The sequence below is a fragment of the Catenulispora rubra genome, from assembly GCF_015356825.1.
Classification (GTDB): Bacteria; Actinomycetota; Actinomycetes; order Streptomycetales; family Catenulisporaceae; genus Catenulispora; species Catenulispora rubra.
This window is the reverse complement of record NZ_JAACYW010000059.1, coordinates 17,692-31,675: the sequence shown is the minus strand read 5'-3', so window position 1 is coordinate 31,675 and position 13,984 is coordinate 17,692. Positions and strand designations below refer to the sequence as shown.

General features: G+C 67.3%; 10 protein-coding genes. 5 read left to right on the top strand and 5 right to left on the bottom strand.

The features are described 5' to 3' along the window. Positions 1-11 precede the first annotated feature (11 nt). The 4 genes from GWK61_RS18720 to GWK61_RS18705 all read left to right on the top strand — a co-directional run bounded on the left by GWK61_RS18720 (position 12) and on the right by GWK61_RS18705 (position 9,650). The gene (locus GWK61_RS18720) at positions 12-464 is read left to right on the top strand and encodes a hypothetical protein (RefSeq protein ID WP_194909726.1); all 453 of its coding nucleotides are present in this window, start codon (positions 12-14) and stop codon (positions 462-464) included. Positions 465-701: 237 nt separating this feature from the next. After that, entirely contained in the window at positions 702-7,880 is a 7,179-nt protein-coding gene (locus tag GWK61_RS59610) for a bifunctional DNA primase/polymerase (RefSeq protein WP_194909725.1), read from the top strand. Positions 7,881-8,027: 147 nt separating this feature from the next. Then, positions 8,028-8,858 carry a LysR family transcriptional regulator gene (locus GWK61_RS18710; protein WP_194909724.1) on the top strand — a complete coding sequence of 277 codons (831 nt, stop codon included), beginning with the start codon at positions 8,028-8,030 and terminating at the stop codon, positions 8,856-8,858. Between the two features lie 57 nt (positions 8,859-8,915). Then, entirely contained in the window at positions 8,916-9,650 is a 735-nt protein-coding gene (locus GWK61_RS18705; RefSeq protein WP_194909723.1) for an SDR family oxidoreductase, read from the top strand. A gap of 193 nt (positions 9,651-9,843) precedes the next feature. On the opposite strand, the gene GWK61_RS18700 is transcribed toward GWK61_RS18705, so the two are convergent. From GWK61_RS18700 to GWK61_RS18685, 4 genes are all read right to left on the bottom strand, one after another. Next, the gene (locus GWK61_RS18700; protein WP_194909722.1) at positions 9,844-10,023 is read right to left on the bottom strand and encodes a hypothetical protein; all 180 of its coding nucleotides are present in this window, start codon (positions 10,021-10,023) and stop codon (positions 9,844-9,846) included. A gap of 178 nt (positions 10,024-10,201) precedes the next feature. Then, positions 10,202-10,810 (bottom strand): helix-turn-helix domain-containing protein, encoded by a 609-nt coding sequence (locus GWK61_RS18695; RefSeq protein ID WP_323747631.1) that lies wholly within the window; start codon positions 10,808-10,810, stop codon positions 10,202-10,204. After that, complete coding sequence (locus GWK61_RS18690) at positions 10,797-11,246, bottom strand: ATP-binding protein (RefSeq protein WP_323747633.1); 450 nt, start codon at positions 11,244-11,246, stop codon at positions 10,797-10,799. Before GWK61_RS18690 ends, GWK61_RS18695 begins: the two co-directional genes overlap by 14 nt. A 12-nt stretch (positions 11,247-11,258) precedes the next feature. Further along, positions 11,259-11,564: a hypothetical protein gene (locus GWK61_RS18685; protein ID WP_194909719.1), complete on the bottom strand. Its 306-nt coding sequence runs from the start codon at positions 11,562-11,564 to the stop codon at positions 11,259-11,261. A gap of 613 nt (positions 11,565-12,177) precedes the next feature. Between GWK61_RS18685 and GWK61_RS18680 the strand changes: the two genes are divergently transcribed. Further along, positions 12,178-12,666: a hypothetical protein gene (locus GWK61_RS18680; protein WP_194909718.1), complete on the top strand. Its 489-nt coding sequence runs from the start codon at positions 12,178-12,180 to the stop codon at positions 12,664-12,666. A 42-nt stretch (positions 12,667-12,708) separates the two neighbouring features. On the opposite strand, the gene GWK61_RS18675 is transcribed toward GWK61_RS18680, so the two are convergent. Next, positions 12,709-13,935 carry a helix-turn-helix domain-containing protein gene (locus tag GWK61_RS18675; RefSeq protein WP_194909717.1) on the bottom strand — a complete coding sequence of 409 codons (1,227 nt, stop codon included), beginning with the start codon at positions 13,933-13,935 and terminating at the stop codon, positions 12,709-12,711. Positions 13,936-13,984: the final 49 nt, after the last annotated feature.

Below are 13,984 nucleotides of genomic sequence, written 5' to 3'. Positions count from 1 at the left end.
CGAGAACTCCCATGACCACCACCGAACTCCGTACCGGCAGGGCAGACCACGAGGCGTACATCGAGGCGGTGCGGGTCGCACTGCTCCTGGAGGACATCCAAGTGGGCGATGCGACCTTCAACGCCGGCGCCGTGCGCACAGCGACGATGACGCTGCTTCCGCCCGACGACGACTTCGACGAGCCCTGGCACCACACCTTCACCAACGCCGAGCAGGTGGACCTGCGCTGGAACGAGGAAGACGGCTGGTCCCTGCTGGCCCTTCATCGCAGTAACGACAAGCGCCTGCCCACAGTCTGGCGCCCCGGCTTCGGCGCCGTCCTGCCAGCCAATGAGATCCGAACCTGGCTCGCCCTGCTGCTGGCGATGCCGGGCGTCTCGCCGAGCCAGGAAGACGGCCCGTACCGCTCGCACCAGACAGACGATTCCGAGTTCGAAGCCTCCCTGGCCTTCTACGCGATCTGAGCCGCCCGCACAGCACAGCCCCCGGCTCGCCGCCGGCCCGCACCACACGGAGGCCGCACTATGGCCGAATCCACTGCTGCCCAGACCGCGGACATCGGTCCGATCACACGCGCTCGCGCCAGCTTGGTCGCGCTGGAGCGACTTGATCGGATACGCCAGTCTCCGCATACGCCTCCGACGCCAGCAGACCTGGCGACGCTGCGCGGATGGACCGGCTGGGGACCGCTTGCCCCAGCTGTGGAACGCTCCCGTACTGGAACCTGGAAGGAGATCGGCGGACGCCTCGCCTTCCTGCTGTCCGAAGATCACTACAACGACGGAGTCCAGGCGACCTACAACGCGTTCTACACCCCGCCGCCAATCGCCGCAGCATGCTGGCAGGTCCTCACTGGCCTCGGATTCTCCGGCGGAAAGATCCTCGAACCGGGCTGTGGCGCCGGCGCGTTCATCGCCGCCACACCCGACGAGACACCTGCGACGTGGATCGGCGTCGAACGCGACCCCACCTCGGCCGCCATCGCTCGCATCCTGCACCCGAACGCGACGGTCCATGCCTCGCGGCTGGAGGAGACGCCCCTTCCGTCGTACGGCATGGACGCGGTGCTCGGCAACGTGCCGTTCGCCGACACCAAGGTCTACGACCCGACCACGCCGCGCGAGCTGACCGCGAACCTGCACAACTACTTCATCTACCGCTCGGTGAAGGCGTTGCGGCCCGGGGGCGTCGCAGTGCTGATCACTTCCCGGTACACCATGGACGCCGCGGGGAGCACGGGCGAGATGGCCCGGTCGCTGATAGCGAGCGAGGCTGAGTTGCTGGGTGCGGTACGTCTGCCCAATGACGCTCTTACCTCCGGCGGGACAGAGCCCCTTGTCGACGTCCTGGTGCTGCGGCGCCGTCGCACCGACGAAGAGCCGCTTCCCGGCGGGGAGCAGTGGATAAAGACCAGTTCCTCGGTCGGCGGCCAGCAGGTCAACGACTACTTCCTGTCGAACCCGCACATGGTGCTCGGAGAGCTGGCCGAAGACAGCGCGCCGCGCTGGGGCCGGACTCTGCGGGTCGACGCGCGTCCGGACGACGCTCCTCTTGAGCTCGCGATGGCGGCGGCGGGGAGCGAAATCGTGCGCCGGGCCGTTGAAGCAGGCCGGCCGTGGCGGGTTGATGTCGGAGCCTCGCCGATCACTCGCGAAACTGCTCCTTTCGAGCTGCGTTCCGACGGTAAGAAGGAAGGCTCGTTCCACCTGGTCGATGGCGTCGTGCACGAAGTTGTCGAAGGTGCGCTCGTCACGGTGCAGAGGCCGGGCAAGGAGTTGCCGAAGCTGGTTGCGCTCCGTGACGCGGCTCTGACCTTGTTGGATGCGGAGTCCGACCACAGCCGTCCTGACGAAGACCTTGTTCCCTTTCGCGTTGAAGCGGCGCGCCTCTACGACGCGTATGTCAAGGCGTACGGATGCCTCAACCGGTACACGGTGGTGGAGGGGAAGCCCGACGAAGACGGCTCGGTGACCTCCTCGCGCCGCCGGCCGGCGATGGGCGGGTTCCGCCGCGACCCGGACTTTGTCACGGTCCTCGCCCTGGAGAACTTCGACGACGACACGCGCACCGCGACAAAGGCCGCGCTGCTCACTCGTCGTGTCAACCGGCCCCGCGAGCGTGCCACCCGTGCGGGAAGCCCGGCAGAGGCCATCGCGCTGTGCCGCGACGAACTCGGTCGCTTCGACTTCGAACGCGTTGCCGCGCTACTCGGAGTGGACGCCGACGAGGCGGCGCGGCAGATCGCCGAGGTCGCGTTCATCGACTCGGACACCGACGCCTGGTCGCCGGCCGACGAGTACCTGACCGGGAACGTGCGGACCAAGCTGCGGCAGGCGAAGACCGCCGTCGCGCTCGGCGATGACCGCTTCCGGCGCAACGTCTCGGCTCTCGAAGCCGTCATCCCGACGGACCTCGAACCCGAGCAGATCGAAGCCAACCTCGGCGCGCCGTGGATACCCGCCACTGATGTGCGGGACTTCGCCCGAGAACTGCTCGGGTTCCCAGTGACTGTCGCGTGCGAGCCGCGCACGAGCACCTGGAGCGTGACTGCTTTGAGCCGGCGTGGGGAGGAGTCCACAGCGGCCACTACCGACTGGGGCACCTTCCGGCTCAACGCTTACCAGCTGCTTGAATACGGGCTCAACGGCAAGGCTCCTGTCGTTTACGACGTTGTCGACGACAAGCGGGTGCGCAACCAGGACGAGACCATCGCTGCGAACGACAGGCTCGACGCGATCGCCGGGCGCTTCGCGAACTGGTGGCGGGAAGACCCCGACCGCGCCGACCGCCTGACCCGCGTCTATAACCGGACCTTCAATGCCGTCGTACCCAGGAAGTACGACGGAGCCCACCTGACCTTCCCAGGACTGGACGCGGAGTTCGAGCCCTACTCGCACCAGCGCGACATGGTCGCCCGGATGATCTCGGGGGAGGACGCGCTGTGTCCGTACCCGGTGGGCACCGGCAAGACGGCGACCATGTTCATGGCCGCCATCAAGCTCAAGGCCCTGGGGCTGGCGTCGAAGCCGCTGATCATTGTTGTGCCGTCCACGCTCGAGCAGATCGCGCGCGACGGTAAGCGCCTGTTTCCGAACGCCCGCATCCTCATGGCGGGCAAGGAGGATCTTGCGACCGCGCGCGGTCGGAAGCTGTTCGCGGCGCGCTGCGCGATGGAGGACTGGGACGCGGTGGTCATGTCCCATCCGTCGTTCACTTCGATGCCGGTCCACGCGACGGTCAAGGCGGACTACCTCGCAGCCCTCGCCGCTGACTACAGAAGCGCGCTCGTCGCGGCCAAAGCCGAAGGCGCCACGCCACGCAAGATCAAGCAGATCGCCAAGATGGTCGACAACCTGGATGCGCAAGCCAAGACGCTGCTGAACCATGCCGTGGACGACGGAGTCTTCTTCGAGCACCTGGGCACCGACTACCTGCTCGTCGACGAGATGCACTACTTCAAGAACCTCGGCATCCCGGTGCACACCGACGGCTTCGCGATCAACGGGTCCAAGCGTGCTCAAGACCTGGATATGAAGCTGAGCTGGCAGCGCGGCCGGCACCCCGGCCAGGCCGTGGCCACCGGCTTCACCGGCACTCCAGTCACCAACACGCTGCTCGAACTGTACGTCCTCCAGCACTACCTCCAGCCGCAGCGCCTGGAAGAGCTCGGGCTGACCTCGGCAGACTCGTGGGCAGCGCAGTTCGTGCGCCTCGGCACGGGAGTCGAGATCACGCCGGACGGCGGATTCCGGCTCAACCGCCGGCCGGTCGAGATCATCAACATCCCCGAGCTGATGCATACCGTCGCCGAATTCGCCGAGCTGCGCGCACCCGAAGCCTTCCCTGTGGTGCGGCCCGACGCTCAGCGGCACATCGTGGTCATCGAGGCCTCCGACACTGTGCGCGACTATGTACATGACCTGGCCGAACGAGCGGACGACATCCGTGCCGGGGGAGTGCCGACCAACGTCGACAACATGCTCAAGATTTGCTCCGACGGCCGCAGAGTCGCGCTTCACGAATCTCTCGTCAGCCTCGAATCCGAGGGGCCTGGCAAGGTCGGCGCCGTCGCGGCGAATGTCGCTCGCATCTACCACGAGACCAAGGACCTCGAACTCGCCGGCGACGGCTCAGGCGTGCCGGGTCGGCTTCAGCTGATCTTCTGCGACCTCGGCACGCCGAACAAGGACAAGGGAAACCAGGTCTACGGGATCATTCGCCACCAGCTGATCGCTGCAGGCGTGCCGGCGCAGAACATCCGCTTCATCCACGATGCCACGACCGACGTGCAGCGGCTGGTGTTCTTCGACCAGTGCAACAAGGGTGAGATCAACGTCCTGCTCGGGTCCACCGACAAGCTCGGAGTCGGGGTCAACGTCCAGCGTCGCGCCATCGCACTACACCACGTCGACGCGCCGTGGCGGCCCGATCAGGTGGAGCAGCGCGAGGGACGGGTCTGGAGACCGAAGAACCTGAACTCGAACGTCGACATCTACCGCTACGTTACCCAGGACTCCTTCGACGCCTTCATGTGGCAGACCCTCGAGCGCAAGGAGAAGGCCATGCGCCCGATCCTCTCGGGCCAGGTCACCGCGCGGACGATCGAGGACATCGGCGACGTCGCGCTGGACTACGGCCAGATCAAGGCCGTCGCCACCGGCAATCCGATGCTCGCCGAGCTGAACGAGCTGAACGTCAGGGTCAAGAGCCTCTCGAGCCTGGCGTCCAGCCATCAGCGCAACCAGCGTCGACTGCGCGCGGATATCCAGACCTTCACCACGCGGGCTTCCGCAGCGGCGACGAGCTGCCAGGCGCTTGAGAGCGTCGCTCAGTTCGCCGCAGCCTACGGCGCCGAGTCGCTATGGCGTAGTGCTGACGGAAACGCGATCTCTTCGGACGACGTGCCCGCAGTCCTCGGGGCGTTGGCCGAGGCCACCATCACCACCGGCTACTGCGACCGCGAGGTGCTCTGGCGCGGCATGACGATCGGCTTCGCCCAAACGTGGAACCGTTTGGAAGAACCACTCTCCGCACGCATCGTCACGGGCGACAACCGGCGGTTGGACGTTCCGCTGAACGCCGCCTGGACGGGCAAGGGCCAGCAGTGGCGTATCCGAGACGCCATCGCTGCCGCGGTCGACGGAGCGCATGAGACGGCCGCCGAGACGCGGGCGAACATCGAAGTGCTCCAGCAGCGGATCGCCGAGAACGAAGCCGCCATCGGCCTCCCGTTCGCAGACCAAGAAGCCCTGGACGAGGCACGCGCACGTCGTGCGGCACTCGATGTCGCGATTCGCGAGCAGGCTCAGAGGGACGAGGAGGCACGTCGGAACCGAGTTGAGCGCGCGGAGGAGAAGGCCGTAGGGGCTGGCGCGGAGAGTGAGAGAGACGCGCTGCTTCGTCGAATGCTTACGGCCATGTCCACCGTCGCTGCACGAGCGGAGACGGAGCACGAACCGGTGGTCCTGGGTGCGACCGAACAACAGATCCACGCCGACGAGGCAGACCGCGAGTCGGCAGCTCCGGAAGAGCCTGATGTCGCCGCAGGACCTGTTTCCGAGCCGGAGCCGCACGTCGAAGTGCCGGAACGGTCACGCGACCCAGCAGAACAAGCTCCTGCGCAGGAACCGGTGCACCCCGAGCCCAGATTCACATCGACGCCCGAACCGCTCACGGTACCGCCGGAGTCGGCGCCCGAACCGCGAACTGTGCCGTCGGAGCCGGAGCCGGAGCCGGAGCCGGAGCCGGAGCCGCGATCCGTGCTTCCGCCGGCGCCGCGTACCCCTCAACAGCCCCGAGTAGAGGAGCGATCGAAGATGCTTGAACAAGCGCTCGCCTTGGCGGATCAGGGATTCCACGTCTTCCCGCTCAAGCCGGGCACCAAGAAGCCGATGGTCAGCGACTGGGAGAACCAGGCGAGCACTGATCCCGAGATGATCGCTCGTTGGTGGAACGCCGTCCCCAGCGCGAACATCGCCATCGCTTGCGGGCCGTCGAACCTGCTCGTCATCGATCTGGACCAGGCGAAGAAGCCCGATGGACCGCGGCACGGCCAACAAACGCTGACGGAGTTGGCGGCCGGTCGCCAGCTGCCCGACACGTTCACCGTCGCCAGCGCGCGGGGTGGTCGTCATCTCTACTTCCGGCAGCCTGAAGGTGCCGCACTGCGCAACACCGCCGGCAGCGCGACCGCCGGCCTCGGTCCGCTGATCGATACCCGAGGCCACGGCGGCTTCATCGTGGCGCCCGGCTCCGTCTTCGAAGGCAGCGACTACCGGGTCGAGAGCGAGGCGGCCGTCGCGTCGCTGCCGGCCTGGATCGTCGACGAACTCTCGAAGCAGCGGGTAGTTGCGGACCCGGCGCCGACGCCGACTCGCCCCCGCATCCCCACCACCGACCGGCGCCGCAGCGCTTACGGCGACGCGGCCCTCAGCCGGTCCGCCGACGCCGTTGCCACGGCTCCGGAGGGGACGCGCAACGACACCCTCAACAGGGAGGCGTTCCGTCTGGGTCGCCTCATCGGCGGCGGCGTTCTGCACCCGCGCGATGTCGCAGACGAGCTGCGCCGTGCCGCCGAGCGGGCGGGGCTGCCACCTGACGAGGCCGCAGACACCATCGCGTCCGGCCTCGCCGCCGGTGTCAGCCGCCCGCGCTCCGTTCCCGACCGGGATCCGCTTCCCCAGAACCGCCCCGAGCCTAAGGACGACGTCATGACCAGCACGCCGGACGCATCGCCCGAGCCAGTCATCGAACCAGAGCGCGCCACAGCGACTCCTGGCGGCTTCGAAGACATCTGGGGCGATCTGCGCGCCAGCTTCCAGGACGCTCATCAGGTCCTGGCCGACTGGACCGATCACGACGAGGCCGACGGTCTTGAGCCCGCGATGGACGAGGCCGCCAGGCTCGTAGCCCAGTCCGTCGCCACGCACGGCCAGGGCGACACGGCCAGCACCACGGCTGCCGAACCGGCACCCGCCGTGGAGCTCCCGGCCGACACCGGCGACGACGTTCTGGCGCCGGTGGACGCTGCGTATGACGACGCCCGGATAGCAGGCATCCCTGCTGATGCCCCGGAGTGGACGGGCATCAGCACCATCCGCGATGCGATGCGGAACCTCTGGGACACGGTCAAAGCAGTGGCCGGCAGGTATTGGGCTGAGCTGTCCGCCGACATCCGCGTCCGCGGCCCCCTGAACGCGCTCGCCACCCGGGCAGCTCTCGGCATCGCGAACCTGGCCACCCGAGCAGCCGACCGCCTCGAACGACGTGGTCCACGGGAGCCTCGCGTCGAGTCTTTGGCGAGCCTGCGTGAGGCGTACATCAACGCGCGCGGCCAGGTGCGCGCCCACGCCGCCACCTACGAGTGGCAGCGCATCTCAGCTCTCTGGGGCACGGTCAACACGCTTGCCCGTCAGGTCCAGGACCCGGGAATCCGCGCGGTGGTCGCCCGCAGCGCCGACGCCATTTCCGACCACGCGGACGCGCTCAGCCGTCGAGTCGCGCAGGATGTTCACGCCGGCGCCCCGAGCGCGCTCGCTGCCCTTGCCGGAGCAGCTGAGCGTCACGCCTCCGCACTCCGCGCCACCGGCATCGATCAGAACTCCGTTGCTGGGCCCGGCCTCGTTCCGGCGCCGGTGGCTCCTTCCGGCACGCCGTCCTCCGCGCCCTCCGCACAGCAGGGCGCGGAGGGGCGGGCGCTTCAGGCGAGGGCGCATGAGGTCGCCCGACTTGCCCAAACCAGGCAGGGCCAGGCGTCCAGGACTGATGCTGTTCCGCGCAGTCCTCGTGGTGTCAACGTTCCAAACGGCCAGCAGGACAACCCGATGCGATACCGGCCGGCGGCGTCCCCGCAGGAATCGGCGAGAGGACCGCGCTGGTGAACTGGCTGGTGCGGTGACTGGGAACGTTCGCCGGTATGGCCGTTGCCATGGGGCGCAGGCTGGGGCGTTCGCCGAAGCCGAGGCCTTCTCGCTGCGGATTCATGCGCGAACGCGTGGATGTCGAAGGTGTCGTTCTAGGATTCAGTCGTGGAGCTCCGGCAGATGCGGTATTTCGTGGCTGTGGCCGAGGAGCTCCATTTCCGGCGTGCGGCCGAGCGTCTTCTCATCTCCACTCCGACCCTCAGCCAGCAGATCAAGGCTGTCGAGCGTGAGATCGGCGGCCCGCTCCTCATCCGGCGTCCTGGAGGCGTCTGTCTGACTCCTGCCGGTGAAGTCCTGCTCCGCACAGCCCGGACCGTTTTGGCAGCGGCCGATGAGGCCATCGACGTGACCCGTCAGGCTGCTGGCGTCGCCGTGCCGGTTCTGCGCTTCGGGCTGCTCAACGGTGTCCCGCCCAGTTTGACCCAGCGCATCACCGGCGGTTTCGAAGGCCCTGTGGTCATGACGAGCGGCACCACCGCCGAGCTCGCCGGTCTGCTGGAGCGTGGACGCCTCGACCTCGTCATCCTGCGCGCGCCCGTAGACCTGTCGGTGGGCCTGAGGTCGATCCACGTCGCCGAGGAGGAACTCGGCGTCCTGATGTCGGCGCGCCACGCTCTGGCCGGATCCGGACCGGTCACCGTCGCCGAGTTGGCCGGGCAGGAGATGATCCTGTTCGCCCGCGAATCGGCCCCGCGGCTGCACGATGCCGTCCTGGCAGCGCTGGACGGGGTCGTGCTGTCCCCGAGTGCGATGGGGCACGCTCAGATGCTCGCCGTCCTGCCGCTGTGCCCGGATGTCTTCGGGCTGAGTTCGGAGCGCGCAGCCGGTGTCCCGGGGCTCGTCTGGCGTCCGATCGAGGAACGGCCGGTCGTCATCACCTACGTTGCGGCGTGGTCCGCGCACAACCGTCGAGCGGCCGGGTTAGTCGCAAGCTAACGGCTGCTAGGGGACAGGTCGTGGACCTGCGAGCGGGTTGGGCGATCCCATGGGGGCATGAGCTCAAAACACGAAGAACACGTGGTCGTCATCGGCGGAAGCTCCGGGATGGGGTACGCGCTCGCCGCTTCGGTGCTCGCCGCCGGCGATCGCGTGACGATCGTCGGCCGGGACGCGGCGCGTTTGGCCGCCGCGCGCAAGCAACTCCAGGCCGACGGTCCCGGTATCGCCACAGCCGTCGCGGACGTCTCTGAGGAGTCCGCGGTCGAGCGGTTGTTCGCCGGGACCGGCCCGGTCGACCACGTCGTCATCACGGCTGTCGATGCCACCGGTGCCTATCAGCACGTCTCCGTCCTCGACCTGCCCGCCGCCCGTCGCCTCATCGATACCAAAATCCTCGGAGCCGCCCTCGTCGCCAAGCACGCCGCCCCGACGATGCCGTCCACTGGCTCCATCACCTTCACCTCGGGCATCGCGGCCTATCGCCCGGCGCCCGGCGGATCGATAGTCGCGGCCGTCAACGGGGCACTGGAGTCCCTCGCCGCCGCTCTGGCTCTGGAACTCGCGCCGCTGCGGGTGAACGTGGTCTCCCCGGGCTGGGTCGACACGCCGGTCTGGGACGCGATCGCGGGGGACGGTAAGGCCGCACGCCTCGGCGCCATGGCCGACCGGCTTCCCGCCGGGCGCGTCGGGGCGCCGCAGGACATAGCCCAGGCCTTCAGGGCCCTGATGGCGAACGGTTTCATCACCGGAACGGTCCTGCACGTCGACGGCGGCCATCGGTTCATCTGAGGCGGTGCTCCCGGTTCGCGGCGTGAGGCGAGAACGATCGCCGATCCGGCTGTTGCCAGGCTGCGGTTGTGAGAGGGCGGTCGCCCCAGCGGATGCCTTTCTCGCCGCGGATGCGGGCGCGTTTGCGGCGGGCGGCGGCTAGCAGGTCAGGGTGGCGGTTGTTGGCGTTGTGCCAGGTCTGGTCCTCGTCGGGCTAGACGGACGGTTTCGGTCCCATTTTTGACAACTCGCGCGCGAGCTCCAACGTGGCGTCACCGTGCCCTGCGTCGGCCGCCCGGCGCAGATGCGCACAGGCGGCCTTGTACAAATGCTGGACCGGGCGCACCTGGATCTGGGCACGGCGGTATTTGCTGTACTCGTCGACGTAGTGCATGCCAAGTGTGTAAGAGGCCTCCATATCCCCGCGCTCGGCGATGTGCCGCCAGCGACGTTCGCTCCGCTACATAGCCCCCATGGCCAGGCTCTCCCCGGAGGAGCCGGGGATATGCCTCGGACGTCAAGCTCGGACAGCTCTGCCTAGCTCCGTGACGTCCGTATCTCGAAGGTGCAGCTCACCCGGCCAGTTCGGGCTGGCGGCCCAGCTGTCGGAGCCGACGACGAGTGACACCCGTTCCTTCGGAGATATCGACTGGCCGGATGGCGAGGGTGTACTCCAGCTCTTGCGCCCAAACGATCAGCGCTATCGGGCGTGGAGGTACGCGGGCAAGCTCCCATCGCTGGATCGAGTCCCGGCTGACGCCGACGTGATAGCCGAGTCCATCCTGCGACAGCCCCAGCGCCAAACGGCGATTCCGCAACGGGAGCGCCAGCCGCTTTCGCTCGAAAACCTGCCAGGACGCACCGGCATTCCGGCGTACCGGGTGGGTTCGCACGTCGCCGGACGGGCCGAGGAGCACCAGTTGATTGTCGAGCTCACGTGCCAGCTGCATCAGATGTTCCAAGGTGGGCTCGGCGGCTCCAGTCTCCCACTCGGAAATCGCTCTTCCGCGGACCGGCAAGCCCACGGCGAGATCGTTCTGGGAAAGCTTGACGCCGTTTCGTGTAGACCGCAGGTGTTCGATGATTTGCGCGAGAGTGTCCCTCGCCAGATCGTCGACCTGCAGGGTCCGCCGCATCCCCCGCCCCTGGGCGACGATGGCGGTGTTCTTAGAGACTTTCACGGTCGGTTCCCACCGTCGCCCTTCCTGATGTCTTGATCTCTGCCCACACCTCGCGGGCCTTCCGATCGCCGGCCACGCCCCATGCCGACGACACTGCTGCGACCATCGCCAGACCACGTCCGGCCTCGACTTCGTCGCCGAGCTCGGCGAGGTCGTCGGCGCTTTCGAACGAAGCGAATTCGCATATGTGGGGCACTGTCGGCCCGCCTTGGTCGATCACGCAGATCTGCCACCGGTCCCGGAAGTCCAGGACTTGAAGCATGAATCTGCCGCCCGGCCCGCCGCTCTGGCTGTGCTGGATCGCGTTGCCGGCCAATTCCGATGCGACCATTTCCATCAGATCGGCACCGTCACGGCCGCCAGCCACGGAGCGAGTGAACTCTCGTACTGTCGTTAGGTGCTCGGGCCGCCCTTCGAAGGTCCTGAGCCAGTACACGTACGACACGGCTCACTCCGGGCTTCCAGCGTTGCCGCTCGATCCCAGGTCGCTTATCGCGGCCAGAAGGTGCTGGTTGACAGCTTTCGCCGCCTCTTCCGGCGTGATTCCCCGCTCATAAATCGCCAGGCACAGCAGCGAGGCTCGCAAGCCGTCCAGGTGCCCGGACCATGTGTTGAGCTCGACAGAGTTGTCCGGGTCGAGCGCTATGGGGTCGATTCCCATGACGGCAGCCAGGTACAGCAATGTGCCGTAGCTGTCCGTATGGCCTTGCTCCGTGATTCTTCCGAGGATTCTGTCCTTTGCGCTGTCAGCCATGAGCACCCATCCTTGATCGGGAAGACCGAGACTTGATTTGCTGGTGACGCCAGAACGCTGGGTCGTGGCCACGGGCATGCGAATGCGGCCTCGGTGGCACCGTGGAAGCCGTCCGCCGTACTCGGTGCTCCGAGACGCGGTGACGGCCGGGATTGGCGCACTGCCTGCTGGCGCGTCCCCATAGGAGCGAACCCGCCAGCAGTTGCGCGGCGCAGAAGAGCGACGCCTTCGCGGGCGTTCGAGACGCATGGCGTCTGCGATGGACCGACCGTGCGGGGTAGTAGCCGTAGCACCAGACAGTCAGTGCCAGAAGCGTTGTCTGCATCCGCTCCTCCGTCGTTCTTCGAACGTTGGGATTCGCGGCGGGTTGTGTGCCGTATCCCGTTCTTGACGGTAAGAGCTGTCTACCTCGGTCGATCCAACAAAGTGTTGGGTGGTCTGAGAGGCTCGGCTAAGCCGAAGGCCTCCAGACGAGCGTAGCTGGCGTGAATGACAAACTTGGACGGATTGATCGCCGCTCCGGCAGCGGCTCCGTTGGCCTCCCGGCTCCAGTGCTGCGGAGCGCCCGGTGAACGTCGACTGAAACGGGACGACCAGAGCTGAGGGTGGATCGATGACCGCAGACGAGGAACGGGACCGCTGGGAGATGCAGCCCGATGTCGGGGTGGGGCCTTTGCGCTTCGGAATGTCCTCGGCCGAGGTTGCGCAGGCGCTGTTCGTTTCCGGGCCGCAGTCACGCGTTGGGGGCGACTACGACCAGGAGAACTTTCCCGGCGGTGTGAAGGCGTTCTATGACGAGGGCACACTTGCATGCGTCGCACTCGACGCAGTCATCGGCCCGCAGGTTTTCCTCGCCGACTTCCCATTGGCGGGGAGCCATCCAGGACAAGGCCAACAGTTCCTTCTGGACCACGCCGCGGAGTACGGGAACTGGATTCTGTTCACCTCCGACGGATCGCTCGCCCTCACCGATCTCGGGATTCTCCTACGTGACCAGCAGGTCGGGAAAGCGCGACTCTCGCGCCCGCTCTTCGTGAAGAAGGAGTGGCTGGAGTCGCAGTACTGCCGAGACCACCTCCCGCTCGAGGGCGTTACAGACTGACCGCTCGACCTTGCGCAGCTCCAGAACGAACTCGCGATCAAGCTATGCGATGTCGAGCAGTTGAGCGAGCTGGGCCAGCTGCGGTACCTGTTCGGGCTTGGATGCGCGGACCTGAGCGAGAACCAGGTCCCGGGCATCGGAGCTGTAGACGATGGTCTCTCGGGACTCGGCAACGGAAGCGAGCAAGGCAGGGAGCACCTGGGCGGCGTTGCCGGCCCGATGGTGGCTGCGCGCGACGTCGATGAAGTGCTGGGCCCGGCGATTCGTCGACGGGATCTCGCTCGGATCGAGGCGGGCCGCTTCGTCCGCCGCCACGATCGCGTTGCCGGTCTCAACGTGCAGAGCCACGCCGTAGACCGCCACGTTCGCACTGCTGAACTGCGTATGCGGATGCTGGTAGCCGTGGTGGAGCTGCTCGGCGATCGTGGCCGCCTCGTCCCAATACCTCCACGCATCGCCGGGACGACAGACTCGTGCGGCGCCGATGGCGGCGAAGAGCAGGAGGGAACCGCGCAGTGCGGCTTCACGAGGAGTGCTCGTGCCGGGGACGTGCTCTCTTGCGCAAAGGGCGATCGCCGCGGCCTCACCGGGTTCATCGGCGGCGAGCGACGTCATGGCGGCGGCCCAGCCGGCGAGAGCCAGCAGCTCCGGATCGTCGGCCTGGTCGGCGGCCAAGAGCGCGCGATCGGTACAGCGCGTCGCGAGCGACGTCGCGCTTACGCAGAATGCGAAGCGTTGGGCGAGTAGGTAGACATGGGTGAGTAGTTTGTGTGCTGCTCGACGCTCGATTTCCGGCGCCCAATGTGCCAGCGCGATGGCGTCGGTGAGCAGGTCGGGCAGTACAGCTCCCAGCGCGATGTACTGTGCCCGCGACATTCGCCAGCCATTCCACGCGTGCTGAACGCGCTCCTGCAGCGAGCGCATGGTGCATCTGGGACCATCGGCGGCCGGCGCGAGGAGGGCGAGGCTCAGGGCAAGGCGTACCTCGGCAACCGCAGGATGCTCGGGGACCCCGGGCGTGCTGCGGGGGCGGAGGTCGAAACCGACGAGCGTCGAGGCATCGCTCATGCCGAGCGCATGCGCGATGTTGACCAAGTTGGAGAGTCGCTCGGCGCCGCGTCCCTCGACCTCAAGTAGCCGGAGCCATTCCTCCGATCGCCCGACCAATTCGGCCAGCGCTTTGCGTGGCACGCCGCGTCGTTCCCGGTGCCACTTCACACGTTCGCCAGTGGTGAGCGGGTCGGCGCTACGCTTCTCGGACGACGGCATCGGACACCACCCGGGGCATGGTTAACGGTAGGTGGTACCGATGTTACGC